Source organism: Myxococcus sp. AB056 (genome assembly GCF_006547365.1).
GTDB classification, from domain to species: Bacteria; Myxococcota; Myxococcia; order Myxococcales; family Myxococcaceae; genus Myxococcus; species Myxococcus virescens.
The window spans coordinates 27,272-49,010 of sequence record NZ_VHLB01000046.1 but is presented as its reverse complement, the minus strand read 5'-3'; the positions used below and the strand labels follow the sequence as shown (position 1 = coordinate 49,010).

The window sequence follows — 21,739 nt, the reverse complement described above, 5'->3', positions numbered from 1 at the left end:
CGCTGGCACCCGGGGGGGCGCTGGGGGGAAGAATGTCGCCGCGGCCGTTCATTTCAAGAAGGGACACTGACATGCGCGTCATCAACTTCAATGCCGGCCCGGCCGGATTGCCACTACCGGCCCTCGAGCGGGCTCGGGACGAACTGATTGACTTCCAGGGCTCCGGCATGTCGGTGATGGAGCACAGCCACCGGGGGCGGGAATACGAGGGGGTCCACGACGAAGCCATCTCCCTGTTGACCCGGCTGCTGGGGATTCCCGACACCCACCAGGTCCTGTTCCTCACCGGCGGCGCCTCGCAGCAGTTCGCCCAGGTGCCGATGAACTTCCTGCGGCCCGGCGCCAGCGCGGACTACCTCATGACGGGCGTGTGGAGCGAGAAGGCCTTCGACGAGGCGAAGTACTACGGCACGCCGCGCGTCGCGGTGAGCACGGCGCAGCCGGACAAGCGCTACACGCGGGTGCCCCGCCAGGATGAGCTGCGCCTCGAGTCGAACGCGGCGTATGTCCACCTGACGAGCAACAACACCATCTTCGGCACCCAGTGGCACACCTTCCCGGACGTGGGGAACGTGCCCTTGGTGGCGGACATGAGCTCGGACTTCCTGTGGAAGGGCTTCGATGTCAGCCGCTTCGGCCTCATCTACGCGGGCGCGCAGAAGAACCTGGGGCCCTCCGGCGTGACGCTGGTGGTGGCCGACAAGGCGTTCATCGCGCGGGGGCGGACGGACATTCCGAAGATCTTCCGCTACACCACCCACGCGGAGAACAACTCGCTCTACAACACGCCGCCTACCCTGGCCATCTACCTGGTGCGCAACGTCCTGGCCTGGATTCAGTCGGTGGGGGGGCTCGCGCAACTGGAGCAGTGGAACCGGGAGAAAGCGGCGTTGCTCTACGGGGCCGTGGACCGGCACCCGGAATTCTACCGCGCGCCGGTGGAGCGCGAGTCCCGTTCAGTGATGAACGCTGTCTTCCAGTTGCCCACGGAAGCGTTGGAGGCGGCCTTCGTCGCTGACGCGAAGCAGCAAGGAATGGTGGGCCTCAAGGGGCACCGGACGGCCGGAGGAATCCGCGTTTCGATGTACAACGCGGTGAGCGTGGAGAATGTGCGCACGCTGGCCGCCTTCATGGACCACTTCGTGAAGACGCGCGGGTAGGCTGCGTCCAACCGCACGGATTACCCACACCCGGAGGATTCATGAAAGCCACGCTGACCGCCGTCGTGCTGTCCCTGATGTTCGCCGCTCCGGCCTTCGCCAAGGAGGTCGCGGGGGTGAAGTACCCGGAGACCGCGTCCGTTGCCGGCAAGGAGCTGAAGCTCAACGGCGTGGGCCTGCGCAGCAAGCTGGTGTTCAAGGTCTACACGGCGGGGCTCTACCTGGAGACGCCGTCCAAGGATGGCGCCGCCATCATCAGCTCGGACCAGATCAAGCGCGTGCGCATGTACATGCTGCGGGACCTGGACAAGAAGACCATCGTCGATGCCATTGGCGACGGCTTCAAGAAGAACGCGGGCTCCAAGCTGCCGGAGCTCCAGCCCAAGCTGGACACCTTCAACGCGGCCATCCCGGACGTGAAGAAGGGTGACGAGCTCATCCTCACGTACATCCCCGGCCAGGGCACGCAGGTGTCCAGCAAGACGGGCAAGGAGATCTCCGTCGAGGGCAAGGACTTCTCCGACGCGCTCTTCTCCGTCTTCGTGGGCAAGAGCCCGGTGGATGGCAGCCTGCGTGACGGGATGCTCGGCAAGGACTGAGTGACTCCGGTGCGCGCCACGTGCGGCGTGGATGCCCCGTGTCTCCGAGCGAGGCACGGGGCGTCGTCGTTTCAGGGGCCGGATGCAATGCGTCCGTGGCTCGCGCGTACAAGATGAGGACGGCCGGCCGCTGCGCGAGGGCGGGAGGTCTGATAGCAACCGGAGGGCACGAAGGAGGTCGTCATGGGAATCTGTACGTGGTTGGTGCTGGGTGGCATCGCGGGCTGGCTGGCCAGCATCATCAAGGGCACCAACGCCCGCATGGGCATGTTCGCCAACATCGCCACCGGCATCGTCGGGGCCATGATTGGCGGCTGGATTTTCAGTCTGATGGGCGGCACCGGGGTGACGGGCTTCAACCTCTGGTCACTGCTGGTGGCGACGGTGGGCTCCGTCATCCTCATCACCATCGTCCAAGCCATCCGGAAATGACGCCCGCCGCCCGCGTGCGCGCTCAGAAGAGGCTGAGCTGCGGCGTGGGCGGCGGCTTGCGCTCCGGGCGCCGGAAGGTGTCCGGGGCGTCCTCGGTGATGTAAGAGGCGCGGATGCCCACCTTGCGCGCCGCCGTGTGGAAGAGGCGGTGGATGGTCTCCGCGTAGAGGCCGTCACCGCGCATGCGGTGCTTGAAGCGGCTGTCGTTGAGCTCCCCGCCGCGGGTTTCCCGGATGCGGTGGAGCACCCGTTCCGCGCGCAGGGGCAGCTTCGCGCGCAGCCGCTCCGCGAAGACGTCCTTCACCGGGCCGGGCAGCCGCACCAGGATGTGGTGCGCGCGGGTGGCGCCGGCTTCACGTGCCGCGGCCAGCACGCGGTGGATGTCCTCGTCGTTGAGGCCCGGGATGATGGGCGCCACCGACACCGCCACGTCGATGCCCGCCTCGGTGAGCCGGCGGATGGTCAGCAGCCGGCGCATGGGGGAGGCGGCATAAGGCTCCATGGCCCGGGCCAGCTCCGCGTTGTGGAAGGGGAGGCTGATGCTGACCCACAGGCGGGCGTCCCGGGCCAGCCGTTGGAGGACGTCCAAGTCCCGTTCGACGAGTACGCCCTTGGTGATGATTCCCACCGGGTTGCGGTACTCGGCGCAGACCTCCAGGCAGCGTCGCGTCAGCCGTAAGGAGGCCTCCAGCGGCTGGTAGCAGTCGGTGACGCCGCTGAAGACGACGGTCTCACCCTTCCAGGAGGGTTTCTCGAAGGACTCGCGGAGCAGCTCCGGCGCCCGGGGCTTCACGACCAGCTTCGTCTCGAAGTCGGTGCCCGCACCCATGTCCAGGTACTGGTGCGTGGGCCGCGCGTAGCAGTACGCGCAGGCGTGGAGGCAGCCCCGGTACGGATTGACGCTCCAGCTGAACCCCACGTCCGGGCTGTCGTTGTGCGACAGCACCTGCCGGCTGTGGTCCTCGAAGACCTCCAGCTTGGACGGCGGGATTTCGTCCAGGTACTCCACCGCGGTGCTCGCCCAGGGGTTGGGCGGATTGTCGATGGGACGCGCCTTCATGCGCCCACCGTGGGCCTGAAAGCACGTTCAGTCAAGGGGCGAGCGACCCTGAAAAAGGGGAACCCCCTGCAGAGAGTTCCCCCAATGCGCCATCCGGATGGCGGGCTCCCGAAACAGCGCGCTACCAGGTCCAGACGTAGAGCTTGTGGGTGCCGACGGTGCCGCTCGTGTTGCTCACGTAGAGCCGCGCCCCGGGCCACGCGCAGTTGAGGTTCAGGTTGCTGTGCGTCTGGCCGACGTTGACGGTACCGGAGATGTTGTTGCTCCCGCAGTACGCGTAATACGACGTGGGGGCGGTACCGACGTTCTGGATGGAGAACGGCGTCACGCCGAACAGCCAGGTCGAGAAGTCGCGCGTCTGACCAGCGTCAATCCACGCGGACTCCATGGCCTGCTCCACTTCGCTCAACTCAGGCTGCTGCATGGCCTGCTCTTCCTCCGGCGTGTACTCCCCACCGCAGCCAACGGCAGCCAGAGACAGCAGACCCACAACTCCCAACGTATTGATCTTCTTCATGACTTCCCCCTCATTGCTAGTTGTTCCCGAATTGGGAACGCGCGGTGTGTATGGGGGTTTTCACTTAATGTAAATGGTGTGTTTTTGACACCCGGTGGGGTGAAATGGATTGCATCGTTGGATGACGCATTGCGATGGCGGCGAGCGCTGACCCAGCCCTTCAGGTGAGTGCCAGATTTGCTTCGCGCCTGGCCGTTACAATGGCGCGAGGAAACCGGGACTGGGCGCGCAGCAGGCATCAATCGCATCGAAGGATGCGATGCGAGGGACGCCGGCAGCAGCAGACGACGATGTTCCGCCTGAGGACGCCGGGTTGACGCAATCCCTCCAGGAAGTGTCGCAACGTGCTGTCACGCCCGTAGACTTCGTCGCCCACCACCCATGCCTGCTTCAGTCCTGAGGCCAATGCCCGTTGCAGCAGGCCTTGAGCAAGGGCTGGCTTGGACTCGAAGTCGGCGTCGTTTGGGATGCCGCCTGCGTCACGGTGCGCCGCGTCCGGTGTCCAGGCTTCTGGCAGGTACAACTCCCTGTCCACCAGCGCGTGCCCGCGGGGCGTGGCATACGAGAGAAAGACGCCTCCCCGCGCGTTCTCGGTTTTGCCCGCCGTGGCGGTGTACTGGCGCGCGACTCCGACGGACTTGTCTCCCTTCTTCAAGAAGCCCGTCTCGTTCACCGCCAACACGCTGCCTTCCCCAGGCTCCTTCGGGCGTACTCCAAGACGTCGTCGCGCACCGAGTCCGCGTCTCACTTCGCGCGTAGCAGCAGGTGCTGGAAGGCATACGGGGTGGGGTGCTCCGCGTCCTCTGAAAGGCCCCACGCATTCTTCCGCTGCGCGCGACCCAGCAACGCCCTTACGTACTCCACTGCGGCGGCATGTGCTTCGCGCCTGCGGAATCGGCATGTCATCCACCAAGGCCTTGCCCTGGGAGGAGGCGGTTTGGCAGGCTCCTTGTTGGGAAGGGAAACTGCTCCCGTGCCGAATCAGCAGCGTCCTTGAGGTCTTTTGAGTGCTGCTCAATGCGAGTTCGTTGGGCGGCACTCATGTCGGTGTGTTTCAGGAAGGAGACCGCAGGTGTTCACCCTCTTTGGACTGATACGGTGGGTGTCATTAGTCGCTGGTGCCCTGCTGGTCGGGCTGGCCGGTTTCCATCTCGCAGGCATGGGAGGTGGAGTGGGAGGGGCATTGGCGGGGATGGCGCTTGGATGGTGGCTGGGCGTTCTCCCGTACACTCTCTCCCTGCGAGCATTGAGGAAAGACCTCAGCGGGGCCGATTCGGTCGCCTTGAAGCAGCGGCTGGTCGATGAATACTATATTTCGGGCATAATCCTGGATGAGTTGAACAGGCGGGGGGAGGATTGGGCGTCGCTTGAAGGGGAAGTGTTTCAGATGATGCGGTCTGATTCGGTCTCCCGCAGGTGCATTGGGTTTCAGAATCTCCAGGTCTTGTTTCCGGAGCGGGCACGAGTCATGTCAGACTACGACCCATACGCCCCCGCCGAGGATTGCCGTCAGCAGGTGGCGAAAATTCAAGATTCGCCAATGTGTTGAGGACGACGCGCTTCTTCTCCTCGGGACTGTTCTACAAACCTTCGCCCCTGGCTTGTTCATTTTGGAGGGTGTGCCGTCGCGCCATAACCGTCCGGCCAACGACATGCCGTGAGGGATTGTCGAGGTAGCGGAGCACAGGGGGCGCTGCTGTGCATGTCGATGCAGGTGGAGAAGCCGGAGTGGGTGCGCGTCGCGAAAGCGTTCGAGGCCAGCGGAATGACGCAGAGAACTCCAGCTGTCCTCTTCCTCGGTAGGGCGGTTGGCTGGTCGACTCGCTTTACCAGACCTCGACGCAAGCGGGAGCGACATGGGCGTCACGCGTCCAGGGAAGCAGCGCTTCGAAGCCGTCCCCGAAGAGCGCGCGCATCCTTGCCAGCGAGCTTCTCCTCGAAGTGCTGACGAAGGTGGCCAGGGAGCCACTGCTTGAGTCGAGCAAAACGCCCTTCCGCCAACAAGGCCATCTGGGATTCGCGAATCACCAGCACGAACCGTCCCTCGCTGGAGGCGTTCACTTGAGGCCCTGTCCCGCAGCGTCAATGCATGGCGCCTTGAGTCCGTTGAAAAGCTCGACATAGCACACTTGTTTCGGGCTCGGGTCCGCCTATGGAAGCGGCGACTCTCAGTCGCGTCTGAAATTCTTACGCGCCCAGGTACGCGAGCATGGCGTCCTTTCCACCCGTGGCCAGTACGTAGGGCGTGCCTGGTGCGATGAGCCCCTTGCGCGCCGCGACACCGTCCACCGCGTCCTGCGCGTGGGTGAGCTGCATGCCTGCTCCTCCGCCGCCGAAGACGAGGGGTGCCCCCATTTTCAGGTCGAGCACCACTACCCGGCGTCGAGCGGGCCGGGGCTCCGCCATGTCCACGACGACGAAGTCTCCCGCGAAGCGACGCTGGTCACAGCGGAAGACCCACAGGTTCCGTTTGCGGCCGAGGAGCTCTCGCACGAAGGGCTTCTCATCGCTCTTCAAGGCGTAGCGTTCGGAGAGGAGGGCGGCGGTGGCGAGCGGATAGCCTTCCTCCTTCACGAGAAGCAGCGCCCACGGGTTCGCATGCCGGAGCAACGACAGAGAGACGGGTAGGACGACGGGAGGTTCTCGAGGCATGTGTCAGCGTGCTCGACGGGTGATGTTGCTCATGTCGGACACGCATTTGAACACGCATCGCCGCGGTGTGTTCATCAAGGATGGCATCCATGGAATCGCTCCATGGATGGGCCTCTTCACTTTCGAGAATCGAGAGGATTCTCTCTCGCTGGCATGAAGGTGCCGGCCCTCATGTCCAGGAGGGATGTCGCATGGTGTTCGCCGCGGAGCCGTCGGGCGAAAATGCTGTCCAATGGAATGCGTGTCTCAATGTCGGCGCGCATGTGTTTGAGGCCACGCCGCCGCCTCGTACCTAGCTATGGATTGGCGGCGCTTCGTTGTGATTGTCCTCGTGCCGTGCCGCCATCCCCCAATTCACGTGGAATGGAGCAGATAATGGATGTTCGTCGACTGGCCCGCGAGTGGCGATGGATGCGCATGGCCTTGGCGTTCGGAATGTTGGCCGCGTGTGGGCCTCAGGCGGAGGAGGAGTCCCTTGTTGCCGGAGAGGCTTTGACGGAGGTCGGATCGTCCTCGAAGGTGTCGGCGTTGGCGCCTGACCCCTACGCCAACCTGGTCGTCCAGAGTGGTGTCATCGCCGTCATCAACCCAGGAAATGCGGTGGGTGCGCCTGATGGGAATGTCGCCAGCTTCTTGGGCCTTCTGGGGGGCTCACTGCTGCTGGACATGGGCGAGGGGGAGGCGGGCACGGGCCCCCTGCGCATCTACTACCGGGGGCTGTCGCTGTCGGTGATTGCCCAGGTGGACTTCCTTCGGGAGGACCTGAGCCTCATCAGCACGGGGCAGGCGGCCCTCGTGGACCTGGGCATTGGGACGCACTCCGCGCTGGTGCCTTTCAGCAGCGCGACGCCCTACCGGTACGTGCGGCTGCGCGGTGGGCTGGCCGCCCTGTACAGCGTGGATGCCGTGGAGGACATGGGCTTTGGAGGGGGTGTCTTCTGCGGCAATGGCCAGGTGGATACGGAGGAGCAGTGTGATGATGGCAATCTGGTATTGGGAGATGGCTGCGGTGCTGGCTGCCAGGTGGAGCCGGGCTACTCCTGCTCCGGCACGCAGCCCAGTGTCTGCACCGACGTCAACGAATGTACGAATGGCACCTCCCAGTGCTCGGTGAATGCAACCTGTACGAACACGCCGGGGAGCTACATCTGCACGTGCAAGCCGGGCTACTCGGGCAATGGCTGGACGTGCGACGACATCGACGAGTGCGCGAATGGGACGGCCGTGTGCCAGGTGGGCGAGCTGTGCGTGAACACGCCCGGTGCCTACACCTGCGTGGCCGGTGCCTGCCAGTCGCCCACGGTGCAGTGTGGCTCGCAGTGTGTGGATGTGTCGTCGGATGCGTCCAACTGCGGCGCCTGTGGAAATGTTTGTGACGTTGGGCAGACCTGCTTGGAGAGCGCTTGTGTGGCGGATGGCATCAAGCTGCAAATCGCCACGTCGTGGGCGCGCGCGGGCGATGGGGACCTCGTCGTCCGGACTCCCTCGGGGAAGCTCATCCACGGCGGCAACCGGGGGCCCGGCATTGAAACGGACTATGGGACGCTGGACCGGATTGCGTCAGCCGGGTGGGGGCCGGAGCGGGTCATCTGGAACGCTGGTGCGCCCCCGCCGGCTGGCCAGTACGACGTCTGCTTCAAGGCGGCGGGTTTTTCTCCGCCGCCCAGCGCTGAGAATCCCGTCTCGTACACTGTCACGGTGAGGTGGCTCGGGCGGCCGGACCTGATTGTCTGGAGCGCCGCCACCAGCGCCGACCTGGGGGCCGAATGCTCCCCGGAGCACCCGACGCACGTCGTGTCCTTCACGTATCCCGGTGGTCCGTAGCGGGCGTCATGTGCTGATGGGACCTCGTCCCTCGCGGCACCACCTGTCGCCGCGAGGGACGAGGTGATGGGCCACTTTCCGCGGAAGTGAGACAGCCACGGTATCGACGTGCGTCAAGCAGGCCTCGCGGGACTGGGGCTATGCTGCCGCATCATGATCTGCCAAGCCTGCGCTCGGCTCCGTGACGTGGCCTTGGGGGCCATGTGTCAGGAGTGCGGTGCCCCGCTCGTGCCCGCCACCAAGCCGAATCTCGACGCACTCGTCAGGGAGACACTGCGCCGTCACATCGAAGGCTGGCAGGCCAGCGCGCTCATCGACGTCGTCACCGCGACCCGGCTCGCCGAGTCCCTCGTGCCTGGCGCGGACGACCGTCACCCCGAAACGCCGAAGGCAGAGGAGGGGGCGCAGGCCCCCGCCCAGGACGTCTTCGAAGCGGTCGCTGTCCCTCCCGCGGACGCGGCGACCCGCGCGGAAGCCTGGGCCGATGGTGTCGCGACCTCGCTTCGCGACGGGGGAGAATGGCGGCTCTGGGGCTGGGGCGCCGCGCTGGCGCGCTCGTTGGACGAAGCCGCGAAGGCGGAGCGGGAGCAGAGCGCGCGCAAGCGTCGAGGGCTCCGGCCTGACTCGGAGACGGGGGATGACGACCTGGGCGCGGCGCTGGATTCCGGGCAGACGTTCTTCGACCGGGGTGCATCAGGTCCGCTCAGCGGAGGACTCGAGGCTGTCGTGGCGCTCGATGCACGGCCGGAGAGCGCGCCCCGGTTCCAGGAGTTCATCTGGTGGTTCCTTGGCGCGATGCTGGTGCTGGGCGGCTCGCTCATGGGCGTGCGCGAGGCCTGGCAGGCACTCGGCGGCGTTCCACGTCAGCTCCTCGTCACGGGCGCTCTGTGGGGATACCACGCGGGCTTCATCGGGCTCGGTGTGTTCCTGTCCCGGCGCTCCATGCCGGTGGGGCGCGTGCTCTCGGGCATTGGCCTCGCGTTGCTCCCCGTCGCCTTCATCGCGCTGTCGTCGCTGTTCGCCCTGTCACCTGGGTTCGGTGCCGCGGTGGCGCTTGGCGCCGCCGCGCTGGGCATGGTGCCGCTGAGGTCGGCGGGACGTCTGCTGCATGGCACCTCCGCCGCGGCCCTGGGGGTGGCGCTCCTGCCCTCCCTGTTCGCGGGGCTTCCGCTGATGGCGCTCGAGGACGCGCCTTGGCTGCGCACGCTCTGTGCCTTCGTGGGTGTCATGGCCCTGACCGCCACGGTATGGCGCGCACGGAAGGCGACGGAGGGAAACACGGCGCTCGTCAGCGCGAGCGCCGCGCTCTATGGCGCGCTGTGGCTCGCCGTCTTCTGTGTGGTGAGCGCACCGTCGGGCTTCGACGCCCTGGAGCCAGGGAGCGCCCTGTTCGCGGGCCTCACGCTGTGGGCTCAGGCATTGGCCACCGTCATCGCCGTGGCCGCGACCACCGACGCCGCGCGCGAGGCCCATCCGCGCGTGAGTCCGGTACTGGAGATTGTGGCCTACGCGGTGCTCGCCAGTGGCGCGGTCGTGGGAGCGCTGGGCGCGTTTTCCAGCGAGCCTGGAGGGGACTTCCAGGTCGACTTGGCCTTGGCGCTCGCGCCACTCATCGCGACGGGTGTCTTCTTCCTGCTGGAGCCACGGCGGCGGGCCCTGGTCCACCTCATGGTGATGACGGCGCTCCTCGCCGGAGCCTTGTTCGCTCGCACGCAGGCGCCGACGGAGCCGGGCTGGTGGGTATTCGGCGGCACGGTGGCGACCGCGGGCTTGATGCTCCTGGCGCGTTGGAGTGCCTTTCCGGGACTGCGTATCCGCCTGCTCGCCTGGACCATCCTTGGGTCGTTGGTGGCAATGCCCCTGGTGCGGCAGGTGGGCAGCGCCGCCTCGCCGTGGCGCCAGGTGCTGACGGGGCTGGTCATCGCTGGGGCCGCGCACGTTGCTGGCGGCTGGCGCTGGCGGGGCCTGCACTACCTGGGCGGCGTGGGCCTTGTCTTCGGTGTGCTCGCCTTCGCCGAGGGGACCCCGGCGTTGGAGGGAAGCTGGGGCCGGCTGGCGGTCTTCGCGCTCGTGAGTGGACTCTACGGTGTCGCGGGGCTCGTGCAGGGGGCGTGGGCGCAGCCCGCGTCACGCAGGGACGGGCTGCTGCCCCTGGATGACCTCGCCCTCAGCCTGGCCGCGGCGGGAGTCCTCCTGGCCGTGGATGCCGCTCCGAGCGCTCCGGATCTGCTCGTGTCAGCCACGGGGCTGTCAGTCAGTGTGCTCTCCGCGCTTCCCACGGCCGTGGTCACGGCCTGGTTGCTGCTCCGTGTCCGGCGGGATGGCAGCAGGCTCGTCGGGTTCCTCGCGGCCTCAGGGCTCGCGATCGCGGTCTCCCAGGTGATGGGCACCGTCTCCGACTTCGCATCCCCGCGAGCTGCCCTGGTCGCCGCGTCATTGGCGCTCGGCTTCGCGGCCTTCTCCGCGCTGCGCGGCCGCACTCCGCTGGATGCCGCGGACACCGCTGCCGGGCGCGAGGGCCGGAGGATGTTCGACCTCTTCAGGCTGCCGCTCGGTGCGCGGGGGCTGCCGCTCTTCACGGATGGCTTTGCCACGGCGGCGCTGGTGCAGACGGTCATCGCTACGCTCACGCTGGCTGGGTGGCTGGCCAGGCCCACGGATGCCGAGCGCGCCACGTGCCTGCTCGCGGCCGGTCTGCTCCTCGTGGTCGTGCTGGTGGCCTTCGTGTCGCGCGGATTCGAGGCCTGGCACCTGCGCGGCTCGGTGGTGACGCTCGCGTCGCTGGGCGCGCTCATCGCGCTCACCGCGCTGCTCAACCGCGCGGGCCGGCCATCGCCGCCGGACGTCGCGGCTCTGCGGACCTCGCTCATCGGCATCGCGCTCTGGGGCGTCGCACTGGCGACACGGCGCTTCGGGCCCTGGGTCGCCGGGCTTCTGGGAAAGCCTCGTCACGGCAAGCTCTACCACTGGGTTCCCCATCTCGGCGTGGCGGTCCTGGCATGTGTGCTGCTGAAAGGCGCGCTCCTCGTCGGCCTGCCCCGGCCGTCCCGTGCGCTGGCTCTCATTCCGCCCCTGATGTTGCTGGGGCCCGCGACGTTGATGTTGCTGCTCTCCGTGTCCGCGCGCTCGGTGCGGCTCGCGAGCGTGGGGCTCTGGCTCGGGCTGCCCGGTGCGGCGCTCTGGGCCGCGAGGCAGTCGTTGCTCGGGCCCAGACTCACGCACGCGTGGTCGTCCGAGGGCAGGTGGGTGCGCATCGGCGCCGAGTCCCTGCACTGGCTCGATAAGGACGCGTGGCTCGCACCAGGAGACACGGTGTTCCTGCTGTGGCAGCGGGCTTTCGCGGGCATCGCCGCTGTGGGGCTCGTCTATGCCGTTGCCTCGCTCCGGGGGCTGCCCGATTCCTTCCAGCGCCTGTTGCAGCGCCATTCGGTCATCAGTGTGGGCGTGGTCTTCGTCGCGGCCCTCTTCCAGCCTGGGCTCACGGCGGCAGGCCTGGTCTGCATCGCCGGTCTGGTGCTGTTCCTCGGCGGGGCCAGGGCGCAGGGGCGCGGTGTGCTTGGCGCGAGCATCCTCCTGCTGGTCCACGCGTGGGCGCACCGTGAGGAGGTCTTCGAGGTGTGGCCCGGCCCGGTGCTCGCCCTGGTGGGGCTGACGGTGGTGACGCTGGGGCCGTGGATCGTCCGGCGCAGGGGCTTGTCCGAGAGCGCCGCTCGCATGCGCATCCACCAGGCCAGCGCCATTTATCTGTTGGCAGCGCTCGTGTACGCGTTGGCGACGAATGGGACGCCGTCGTCGACGCTCGCCGCGCTCAACCTCCTGGGGGAGATGCTGCTGAGCATGGGCGGGAGCTGGATGGTCTCTCCCGCGTTGCCTGTGACACTGGCGCTCGTCGCCGCGTCGGTGCTCGTGGCGGCTTTCCAGTGGAAGGGCACGCTCGCCTCGCTCGTCGCGACGCTGGGGGCCTGGGTGGTGGGCGGCACGTTCGTCGCCTCACTCATGGCCTTCCTTTCGATTCGCGCGAGTCTGGTCGGCCCGTGGCTGCGTTACGGCGAACTCTTCATCCTCCATGGCGCGGCCCTGTCCCTGGCCGCCTCCGTGGGCGTGCTGGCCCTCCATGCCGCCCAGGCGTGGGTGCGGAGGCGCCGGCCGGACGTCGCGGGCGGCCTGTCATGGGGGCGCGACACAGGGCTCGTGGTGAGTGGGCTGATGCTCACGGCCCTGGCGGTGGGGGGCTCTGCCTCCGACGGCGCTCTTCCGCTGGCCATCGCCTCCATTGGCATCCTGGTGTTGGTGGCGCTGCACTGCGCTTGGAGCCAGCACACGGGCCGGCACGTCTACTTCGTGCAGACAGCGGTGGTCGGCGTCTACGCCCTGGTGCGCAATCTGTATGCACCGGGCCTGCGTGCGGAGCACGACGCATTCTTCGCACTGGCCCTGGGCTTCATCCTGGTGGGCGTGACGGTGCTGGCCCGGAGGGCGGGCGTGCAGCCCGTGGAGGCGGCCACCCGGCGCTTCGCGGCACTGCTGCCCGTGGGCATGGCGCTGGTGCTGCCAGGCGAGGCGACGCAAGAGGCGGCGCTGCTCGCGGGGGGCTCCGGCCTCCTGTACGCGACGCTGGGCGCGGTGGAGCGCAGCCGGCTGTTCGGTGCGTTCGCGGCGGCCGCGTGCAACTTCGCGCTGCTCATCTCCGCGCTGGCCTTTGGCCTGGAGGGTTTGGAAATCTACCTGGCGCCCATGGGTTTGCTGTTGTTGATGCTGGGCCAGCTCTTCGCGGAGAGCCTGCCGCACGCCGCGCGCAACACGGTGCGACTCCTCGGGGGCTTGTTGCTGTATGTGCCCGCGGCGGCGCGCATCGCGGTCCAGGTGGGCCAGTCTCCCGACGGCACGTATGCGCTCGTCTTCGGCGGGGTGTGTCTGCTCGGCGTGGTGGCGGGCATGGTGTTCCAGATTCGCGCCTACCTGGCGTTGGGGACCCTGTTCCTCACGCTGGACGTCGCGGCCACGCTGCTCGACGCCGGGCTGAGGGACCACCGCATCGGCTTCCTGGTGATGACGCTCACCGGGCTCACACTCATTGGCGGGCGCGTCCTGACGACGTTGAAGCGTCAGGAGTGGGAACTGCTCGTGCGGCGGGTCCGCGTCCAGCTTCGCGGTTGGGATTGAGCGCGCGGGTGGCGGCCCAAGCCCCGGGCTCCCTGCGGACCTTGCGCCGGCGGGGAGCGGGGAGCGTCACCGACGTTGGCCCTGGGGTGCTTGCGCCGCCTACTTGAAGCACAGGGTGGTCGTGGTCAGCATGTCTGTTCGCTTGACCGATTCGACTGCCCTGCAGGTCTCTCCGGGCCCGCAGGCGCCATCGTCCTGGCAGCGGCGGTGACACTGGCGGTCGCCCTTCTCCGCCTGGCAGTAGAGCTCTTCGTCAGGGGCGGGCGGGCCACAGACCTGGCTGACGTAGCACTCCTCGTCGGCGTTCGCGCACGCGTCGGTGAAGGAGCAGGCCGCGAGCGAGGAATTCGGTAGATGGGACGTATCGTCTCCGCAGCCAGCGGAGACCAGAAGGCAGAGCAGGCTCATCAGTGACAGTCGCATGGGGCCTCGGGAAAGGGTGATGCGTTTCCCCAAGTATACGATAGGCGAATGGTGCGGGCCATCAACGCCCCACAGGCATGGGCGCGGAGGCGTCGTGGGCAGGCGCGTGCAACTTCGTGGCTGAGATTGAGGGGGCGCGCCGCTGCTTTCTTTTCTCTTCACTCCCGAGAATCGAGAAGGCTGCCTCGTGCTAGGACAGGAGTCGCAGCCTTCGTGTCCAGGGTGGGTGTCGCCTTGCGGTCGACGCGGCGATACCTGGAGAAAAAGCTGTCCAATGGCACACGCGTTCTGGATTCGAAATGCGTGCCTTTAAAGCTGAAAATGGAATTCGTGCGTTCATTGTTGTGGCGGTTATCCGGCGTGACAGTCCTCACGTCGGACCGCCATCCCCAAGTCGAAGCGGATTGGAGCAAGACAATGAAGGTCAGTCGAGTGGCCCCCATGTGGCGAATGCTGAGTGCGGCCCTGGCGTTCGGCATGATGAGCGCGTGCGGTTCTGAGTTGGAGGACGAATCCGTTGTTTCCGAAGAGGCACCGGTGGGCGGCGAGTCGTCATCGGACTCGGTGTCGGCGATGGCCGGTGACCGTTATGCCAACGCAGTCGTCCAAAGCGGTATCATTGCCGTCCTCAATCCGAACAACGCCGTGGGCGCGCCGGATGGGAACGCCGCGACGTTCCTGGGGCTCCTGGGCGGTTCCATGGTTCTGGACATGGGCCTGGGCGAAGACGGCACAGGGCCGCTGCGCGTCTACTACCAGGGCCTTTCGCTGGCGGTCATCGCCCAGGTGGAATTCCTTCGTGCAGACATGAGCATCATCAGCACGGGACAGGCGAACCTGCTGGACCTGGGGCTCGGGACCCACTCCACGCTGGTGCCATTCAGCAACTCCACGCCGTATCGCTACGTGAGGCTGCGCGGTGGGGTTGCCTCGTTGTACGGCTTGGACGCGGTGGAGGATACGGGCGGTGGTGCGAGCGCCGTGTGTGGCGATGGCCGTATCAACAATGGGGAGCAGTGTGACGACGGCAATCGGGTTTCGTCGGATGGCTGTAGCAGCACCTGCCGGGTGGAGCCGGGGTACACCTGCAATGGCATGCAGCCCAGTGTCTGCACGGACGTCAATGAATGCACGAATGGCACTGCGCAGTGTTCGGTGAATGCGATTTGCACGAACACGCCGGGAAGTTACACCTGCACCTGCAAGCCGGGCTACTGGGGAAATGGTTGGACGTGCAGTGACATCGACGAGTGCTCGAACGGGACTGCCGCGTGCAATCCAAGCCAGGTGTGTGTCAACACCCCGGGTGGCTATGAGTGCGAGGGTGGCTCCTGTCCGGCGCCCCGGGTGCAGTGTGGCGCGCAGTGCGTGGATGTATCGTCGGACGTGAACAACTGCGGCGCCTGCGGCGTTGTCTGTCCGGTGGCGAAGACCTGCTCGTCGGGCGTCTGTGTCATGAGGTAGCTGGGAGCGACGCTGTCGCTCGCTGAATGACATCATGAGCTGGCGGACTCACCGCCCTCGCGGCGCAACACGGCGCCGCGAGGGTCGGGGTTCTCCTGGCACGGTGATGGGACGATGCGCGGTGGCTCAGGACTTCTTCCTGGCTTCGTCAATCACCTCTTGCTTGGAGAGGGGCTTGAGCGAGCCGTCTGGTTGGCCCTGGAAGAAGTCGAACTCGTGGATGATGCCCTTGATCAGGTACTCCTTGTCCCGCGCAGAGTTCACCATCGCGCGTTCGCGAAACGTGAACGAGGGCTTCTCAGGGGCCACACCGACTTGGGGCATGATGGCGCGCTCTTCGGGGGTGGGCTGCCAGAGGGGCTGTGGGCGTGGCTCGGAGCGCAGCACCGCGGTCTCGTCGAAGCCGGGCCTGGTGCTCGTCCGGAGGTCGCGCTGGATGTCGAACTGGTCGAGCACCACACCACTCTTGGGGTCCTTGGCCGGGTTGGTGACGATGCGGTCCTTGCCGTAGAGCGGGTTGTCGATCAGGGGCCCCGTGGCCGTGCCGTCCACGCCCACCGGCGGGCCGCTGAAGGACGTATACGGCGTCTTCGCCTTGATGGACTTTTCGCCATCGACGTGGTCGGAGGCGCTGGTGGTGGCGCTGTCGCCCGCGGGCTGGAGCTTTCCGTGCTTGTCGATGGCGGACTTCGACGTTCCGTACCCCGGTTGGATGGCGTCAAACGCGAAGTTCTCACGGCGCGACAGCGGAACATCCGGCTTGATACGAGGCGTGGCCGCGTTGTTGCCGCCATCACGGCGATCCATGGCATCCATGATGTCGCTCATCAGGTCCAGGCTGTTGTTCCGAGCCCGCGTCTCGCTCGCGATTTGAGACGGGCTTGATGCCTTGGTGGAGTGATGGGCGACTTGTGGCAGCACGCGGGTGGGTGCCCGGTGGCCGCCGGAGCGGGACACGCCTCGTGCGCCTTGCTTCAACAACGTCGTCGTTACCCTCGTGATGGTACCCATGATGTAGACCCCCCCTGGTCTGAGGCATGAGGTGCGTTCCTTCGTGCCTTTGTGCGAATTGTCCTCCATCTGCGCACGGAGTTGCGTGGGGGAGGACGATTGGGGCGAGGGCGCAGCTGCGTCCCATTCGAGGTCTCCGTCATTGGAGGGTGGGGCCTTCCGGGATGAAGCGAGTCGCCACGGAATGCATTTAATGGACAACTCGCGTCCACAGTCGCGGAAAAGACACAGCCTCAGCGGCCCCCGCCAGGGAATGACACGGTCGCTCCAACGTGTGCATTGCCATGGCCAGATACGCCCCCTAGCGTCGCACCTGTCATTGGCGGATGAAGAGCCGTTGTCGCTCCACCTACTCTCCGAGGTCAGAGGATGCGCAGATTGCTGCCCCAGGACGTCTTTGTTTCCAGCACCGCTCTTGAACGATGCGAGTCTCCCGCCCGTGCCGCACGCAGACTCATGGGAGTCTTGTTCGTCGCCCTGTTCCTCGGAGTGTCAGGCGGCGCGGAGGCATCCGATGCCTCGCTCGCGCCGAACTTCTATTCGGGGCATGGCATCACGGTTCATGCGGTGCGGCACATCACGGATAGGCTCATCGACGTGGAAATCTCCACGCCGCTGATCGCGCCTCATGCGGTCTATGACCCTCGCCACCACGTTCGGGTGCTCCTGCCGACGGGGTATTACAACAACCCGGGCGTGCGATACCCCGCGGTCTACCTGTTGCACGGGGGAGGCGGCGCGAACTCGGCTCAGTGGGTGGAGTTCGGTGCGGCGTATGCGATTACCGAGAACATGCCCGTCATCACCATCATGCCGGATGGCGGCAAGGTCGGTTGGTACACGAACTGGGTCTTCCCTCGCGGGGTGAATCAGGCGTGGGAGGAGTTCCACCTCAACCAGCTCATTCCGTGGGTGGACCAGAACCTTCGCACGCTGGCGTACAAGCAGGGCCGTGCTATCGCGGGGCTGTCCATGGGCGGCTTCGGGGCCATCAGCTACGCCGCGCGCCGCCCCGACCTGTTTGCCTATGCGGCCAGTTTCTCGGGGGCCCTGGACCTGGGTGACGCCGCCATCCGCGCCACCATCACGGAGGAGGGGACACGGTGGCTGCAGAACCCGGATGGAGCGTTCGGCTCTCCCTTCTGGCCCTTCGACCAGGCCTGGAACATGAACAACCCCATTCCGCGTGCGGCGTCTCTGCGGGGCGTGGCCGTCGCCTTGTATGCGGGGTCGGGCATCTGGGATGGGGATGTGCTCGAACGCGTCCCGGGGGCGTCCACGGACCGGTTCCACCATGCGCTGAATGCCGCGGGCGTGCCGCACCACTACGAGATGTATGGCCGCCCCGCGCCGGGTCAGAAGCCCTTCGGGTGTGACGGCGGGCACAACTTCAGTTGCTGGAACTACGCGTTCTTCGACGTGCTGCCGCGCATGTTGGCCGTGCTTGATGGGCCGTAAGCCCAACGGCACTTCAGGTGATGGAGCCCTTCGTCCGATGCGAAGGGCTCCATCTGCCACCCGCGCGAGCCGAGCGCCTTCTTCTTGCGGCCTCTTGAGACGGCTGCTGGATGCGTGGGGCCACGAACGGAGATGCTTCTCATCAGTGGCTCAGCAACCACGTCGCGAGCGGTTGCCACGCGAGCGTCGGTGCATCCGCCGCGTACAAGAGGTCGCCATGGCCGAAGTCCTCGGCCACTCGCTCCGGACCGAAGCGGCGGACGACGAGCGCCGTGACATCCGTCGATGACACCCGGGTCGTCGAATACAGCCCGTAGTCACCGAACGCGCCAGCGGCGCCGAGGTAGAACAACGGGACGCGGATGTTCGAGAGCTCGGGCCTGGGTGTCGTCCCGCACCAGATTTCGTCGAGTTCCACGGTCTCACGCAGCGACTGGTGCGGCGGCGCGCTGGCGAACCACGCGCTCACGCTGTCCTCGGACGACTCGCGCAGTGCCGTGACGTCGCCGTTGGCGTCGAGGATGGGCGCGCTCAGGTGGTACAGCGGCGTGTATGGCGCGAGAAGGTAGGTCAGGCCATTCATCGCGAGCAGTGCACCGCGGTTGGTGTAGCTCGAAAACACGGGAGACTGCGCCTGGGGCGCACTCCGGGCCAGCTCGCCCAACGTGATGAAGAAGCTGTTGTCGGAGTCGGTCACGCCTTGAGCAAGCGCCTCACGTCCCGCGGCGGCATTGGCGCACGCAAGCTCGCGCAGTTCCGCGTGCTCGGGCGCGATGTCGTAGTAGGCGTCGAGCACGGCGACCGCCGACACGTGGCGGCCGTTGGCGGCGGCATACGCGTAGGCCAGCTCGCCGCCATGCGAGAATCCGCCGAGCACGATTCGGCCCTTGTCGCGGTCGCCGCTGAGCCGTGCCGCCCGTGCGAAGGTGAGCGCGACGGCGATGTCTCCGAGCTCCTGGGCAACCCCCATCTCGCCCAGGTCGGAGATGTCTCCGTTGACGGAGGGCAGCGTCCAGCGACGGTCAACGCCCCAGACGTCGATGTCCCGGGCCGCCAGGTACGGAGCGAGCCCCGGCGCCGATGACGCGGGATGGCCGAGTGTCGGCACGAAGTTCGTGACGAAGTTGGCGAAGTCTCCGTGAAGCAACATGATCGCGTGGGCGGGCGACCGTGGCCGCCACGGCGCGCGCTCTCGGACGACGCGATGGACCCGCACGATGGCGTTTGGTGCGGTGCCGACACGAATGTCGAATCGGTAGTGATGGATGTCTTCGGTCACGAAATCACGCAGCACCGCGAACGGTGTTGGAGCCGACGCGAGCGATTCCGCTTCAGTTTCAATCCGCGGAGGTGGGGATGCGAATGCGGACGTGCATGCGAAAAACACGATGAACGAAAGACCAAGATTGGACATTCGGGGCCCTTCAGGTGCACTCGAGACGGGATGTGTCACGCCCCCTGAATGGGAAGGGGCTGGCCCTCTCAGAACGAAGGGCCCGGCGCGGACATATCGTCCCGTGTTCATTGAGGGTTCGCTTCGTGGGAGCAGCGCCGGAAGCCAGTCACTCAAGGCGGTGGTGCCCGAACGTGCGGAACCCGAAGCGACGCAGCGCCTGGTTGAGGGCTGCACGGACGCGGGCTGACTTGAGGTCAGCTCGACACGGAAATGGACTGTCAGATCTCGTGGTGTTGCGCTCTGACAGGTAGGCCCATCTCCTGTGTGGCCCACGGCAATTCCCATCACGGCCAAAGTGCCCTGTCATGTCGTTGACTCGGAGTCTGGCTTGAAGAGACACTTCTCGCTCACCAAGGGAGGCCGAACATGAAGAAGCCTGCTCGTACGAAGCGTGCAAAGACTCTCAAGGTCACGGTGCGCGTTCTGAAGGTGTCCGCGCTCAAGGCCTTTGAAACCAACGTGTCCAGCATTTCCCACATCTCGAAGTAGCGGCGTCCCGGGCACGACATGGGCGTTCAATCAGGTGTCGTGCTCCTCGAAATGGCGAGGGGGAGCTCCATCCTTCAGACCCGCAGGGCGCTGATGGAGATACGGGGCCTCCCCTTTGCTCTTCTCGTCTCCATCCTCGGAGACGTTCGCCGCGGAGGGAGCTCCGCGGTCGTCCGCGCGCTGGTGAAGGCGGGCGTCGACCCTACCGGCGCCAGGGAGCTCGGAGCGCGGCTCGAAGAGGAAGGGGCGCTGGGGCGAGGTGCTCCACGTTGGATGGACGAGCAAGCCCTCCGCAAGGCATTGGGAATCACCGGCAGGCTGCGACTGGGACCTCTTCGCACGGCCGACCTTTCCGAGAACAGCGGAGCACTCATCCAACTGAGCGCCACACGTTGGCGAAGCGCTGGCAGTGGTGTGTGTATCGCCTGTGGTCTGCTCTGGGAGGTTCAGAGCGCGGATGCGCCCGATGAGGCCGCCGCAGTGGCGAATGCGCTCCCGCGCCGCGCCGTGATTGCGCTGGGGACAGCCGATCTGACGGCGCTCCGGAAAGCCATGAAGCCGCATTCTCTCGATGCGCGTGCCTGGACAGAGGGCGCCTACGGCCGGCCAGGCACCAGACGCATCCAGTCTCGGCCCGCAGCGGGGTGCCCGTGCTCCGCGAACCGGGGCGCGGCGACCCACATCGGCAAGCTGGAGGGCTCGCGGATGGCCGGTGCCGCGTTGGGGCGCGTGGGAATCGCGACGCGCGAAGCCACGGTCCGTGGCAGGCGGGGGGCTCCTCCCATTGTCACCCTGAGCTGGGGAGCCGCCACCCTGCGTCTTCGGAAACGAGGTCGTCCCGTGGTGTCAGGACATTTCCTGGCCCAGGTGGGCGTCGGAGCATCCCTGGAGGAGCGGAGGCTGACCGCGCGAGCAGAGGCCATCGAGCGTGCCTCGTCCCTCCTTCGTGTGCCCGACGTCTGCGCGACTCCGGCGCGTGCGCTCGAGCAACCTTTCCTGCCCATGCGTGATTGGGACCTCTACACGCCGGAGCAGTACGCAAGCCCGGGGTTTCCCTACGCGCCAGTCAACCAGGACACGCCACTGGATTGGGTCAGGGCCACGGATGCGGAGACCGGTGAGCAATTGCTCGTTCCTGCAGCCTTCACGACTTCCGAACGGCTCGTGGGCCCGCGCTTCCTGTGTGCCTCATCCAATGGCGTCGCGACGCATACGAGCGATGACGCCGCGTTGCGGTCCGCGCTCCTGGAGGTGGTAGAGCGCCATGCGCTCCAGCTCGCCTGGTACCGGGGGCAAGGGGCGCGGCGCCTCGACATGGCTACGCTCGACATTGATGAGGGGATGTCGCGTCATTTCAAGGGTTCGGGCTGGACTCTCCACTTCTCGTACCTGCCCGGTCGCGCCGGCCTTCACGTCATCGCACTCATCGCCGAGGCGACAGGAGAGGGGGCGTTTCCCAAAGGAGGGACGCTCCTCGCCGCCGCGGCCGCCGGGGACCCGGCAGTGGCCGTGCACCGAGCGCTCCGTGAAATGCGAATGTTGACGGAGGCGGTGGCCCTTCGTCGGGAGCTTGCGATTGACTTCGAGGCGCTCCGGCGGCCCCCGGTCCTGGAGAAATACTGGCTCATCGACTCCCTCCTCGACATCACGTTGCTCTACTTGAACCCCGCGATGCGGAGTGCTGTCGACCTGCTCCTGGAAGGCCCCCCGGTGGCGCTCCCTCGTGTTCGGGTCCCCGACACGGCGGGGGAGCTCGTCACGAGGTTCCGACAGCATGGGCTGCGCACCCTGGTCATCAATCTCACGCTGGCGGCGGCCTCTCCGTTCCGGACTTGCCAGGCGCTGGTCCTTGGGACGCAGCCTCTGGCGTTCTGTCCGAGCCTGTTACGCCTCGGGAGTGGGCTGCTGCCGCGCCGCCTTCCCCCGCGCAATCCCCAGCTGCCCTCATCGCCGCTCAAGCTCAGGCGAGGGCTGCTGAATCCGTACCTGCTTCCGCTGGCATGAGTCTCACCGAAGACGCGAGGCGACGTC

At 66.6% G+C, this 21,739-nt stretch carries 17 protein-coding genes; 10 read left to right on the top strand and 7 right to left on the bottom strand.

Annotated elements, in window-relative coordinates; all coding sequences use genetic code 11:
• Positions 1-71: 71 nt before the first annotated feature.
• The 3 genes from serC (at position 72) to FMP39_RS20645 (ending at position 2,191) form a co-directional block, all read left to right on the top strand.
• The gene (gene serC / locus FMP39_RS20655; protein WP_141592034.1) at positions 72-1,160 is read left to right on the top strand and encodes a 3-phosphoserine/phosphohydroxythreonine transaminase; all 1,089 of its coding nucleotides are present in this window, start codon (positions 72-74) and stop codon (positions 1,158-1,160) included.
• 41 nt (positions 1,161-1,201) lie between these two features.
• Positions 1,202-1,759 (top strand): chalcone isomerase family protein, encoded by a 558-nt coding sequence (locus tag FMP39_RS20650; protein ID WP_011554925.1) that lies wholly within the window; start codon positions 1,202-1,204, stop codon positions 1,757-1,759.
• A 183-nt stretch (positions 1,760-1,942) separates the two neighbouring features.
• Entirely contained in the window at positions 1,943-2,191 is a 249-nt protein-coding gene (locus FMP39_RS20645; RefSeq protein ID WP_011554924.1) for a GlsB/YeaQ/YmgE family stress response membrane protein, read from the top strand.
• Positions 2,192-2,213: 22 nt separating this feature from the next.
• On the opposite strand, the gene FMP39_RS20640 is transcribed toward FMP39_RS20645, so the two are convergent.
• The 3 genes from FMP39_RS20640 to FMP39_RS20630 all read right to left on the bottom strand — a co-directional run bounded on the left by FMP39_RS20640 (position 2,214) and on the right by FMP39_RS20630 (position 4,450).
• Complete coding sequence (locus FMP39_RS20640) at positions 2,214-3,251, bottom strand: PA0069 family radical SAM protein (protein WP_141592033.1); 1,038 nt, start codon at positions 3,249-3,251, stop codon at positions 2,214-2,216.
• 121 nt (positions 3,252-3,372) lie between these two features.
• Positions 3,373-3,768, bottom strand: coding sequence for a hypothetical protein (locus FMP39_RS20635; RefSeq protein ID WP_141592032.1), 396 nt, complete (start codon positions 3,766-3,768; stop codon positions 3,373-3,375).
• Between the two features lie 238 nt (positions 3,769-4,006).
• A complete protein-coding gene (locus FMP39_RS20630) occupies positions 4,007-4,450 on the bottom strand; it encodes a transposase (RefSeq protein ID WP_194858495.1) in 444 nt (147 codons plus the stop codon).
• Between the two features lie 390 nt (positions 4,451-4,840).
• Between FMP39_RS20630 and FMP39_RS20625 the strand changes: the two genes are divergently transcribed.
• Positions 4,841-5,317, top strand: a complete 477-nt coding sequence (locus FMP39_RS20625) for a hypothetical protein (protein ID WP_141592030.1) — start codon at positions 4,841-4,843, stop codon at positions 5,315-5,317.
• 638 nt (positions 5,318-5,955) lie between these two features.
• Here FMP39_RS20625 and FMP39_RS20620 read toward each other — a convergent pair.
• Positions 5,956-6,420, bottom strand: coding sequence for a hypothetical protein (locus FMP39_RS20620; RefSeq protein WP_141592029.1), 465 nt, complete (start codon positions 6,418-6,420; stop codon positions 5,956-5,958).
• A 375-nt stretch (positions 6,421-6,795) separates the two neighbouring features.
• On the opposite strand from FMP39_RS20620, the gene FMP39_RS20615 reads away from it, so the two are divergent.
• Together FMP39_RS20615 and FMP39_RS20610 are read left to right on the top strand one after the other, a co-directional pair.
• Complete coding sequence (locus FMP39_RS20615) at positions 6,796-8,244, top strand: EGF domain-containing protein (RefSeq protein WP_194858494.1); 1,449 nt, start codon at positions 6,796-6,798, stop codon at positions 8,242-8,244.
• A gap of 153 nt (positions 8,245-8,397) precedes the next feature.
• On the top strand, positions 8,398-13,407 hold the full coding sequence (locus tag FMP39_RS20610) for a hypothetical protein (protein WP_228558177.1): 5,010 nt from the start codon (positions 8,398-8,400) through the stop codon (positions 13,405-13,407).
• A gap of 99 nt (positions 13,408-13,506) precedes the next feature.
• Here FMP39_RS20610 and FMP39_RS20605 read toward each other — a convergent pair whose 3' ends face one another.
• On the bottom strand, positions 13,507-13,830 hold the full coding sequence (locus FMP39_RS20605; RefSeq protein ID WP_141592027.1) for a hypothetical protein: 324 nt from the start codon (positions 13,828-13,830) through the stop codon (positions 13,507-13,509).
• 417 nt (positions 13,831-14,247) lie between these two features.
• Between FMP39_RS20605 and FMP39_RS20600 the strand changes: the two genes are divergently transcribed.
• On the top strand, positions 14,248-15,294 hold the full coding sequence (locus FMP39_RS20600) for an EGF domain-containing protein (protein ID WP_228558176.1): 1,047 nt from the start codon (positions 14,248-14,250) through the stop codon (positions 15,292-15,294).
• Positions 15,295-15,420: 126 nt separating this feature from the next.
• Here FMP39_RS20600 and FMP39_RS20595 read toward each other — a convergent pair whose 3' ends face one another.
• Entirely contained in the window at positions 15,421-16,305 is an 885-nt protein-coding gene (locus FMP39_RS20595; protein ID WP_194858493.1) for a hypothetical protein, read from the bottom strand.
• Between the two features lie 456 nt (positions 16,306-16,761).
• Here FMP39_RS20595 and FMP39_RS20590 point away from each other — a divergent pair, with 456 nt between their 5' ends.
• A complete protein-coding gene (locus tag FMP39_RS20590) occupies positions 16,762-17,763 on the top strand; it encodes an alpha/beta hydrolase family protein (protein ID WP_141592026.1) in 1,002 nt (333 codons plus the stop codon).
• Between the two features lie 142 nt (positions 17,764-17,905).
• On the opposite strand, the gene FMP39_RS20585 is transcribed toward FMP39_RS20590, so the two are convergent.
• Entirely contained in the window at positions 17,906-19,177 is a 1,272-nt protein-coding gene (locus FMP39_RS20585) for a hypothetical protein (RefSeq protein WP_228558175.1), read from the bottom strand.
• A gap of 408 nt (positions 19,178-19,585) precedes the next feature.
• Between FMP39_RS20585 and FMP39_RS38470 the strand changes: the two genes are divergently transcribed.
• Complete coding sequence (locus tag FMP39_RS38470; protein ID WP_011554910.1) at positions 19,586-19,708, top strand: hypothetical protein; 123 nt, start codon at positions 19,586-19,588, stop codon at positions 19,706-19,708.
• Positions 19,709-19,726: 18 nt separating this feature from the next.
• Positions 19,727-21,712 carry a YcaO-like family protein gene (locus FMP39_RS20580; RefSeq protein ID WP_141592025.1) on the top strand — a complete coding sequence of 662 codons (1,986 nt, stop codon included), beginning with the start codon at positions 19,727-19,729 and terminating at the stop codon, positions 21,710-21,712.
• The last annotated feature ends 27 nt before the right edge of the window (positions 21,713-21,739 follow it).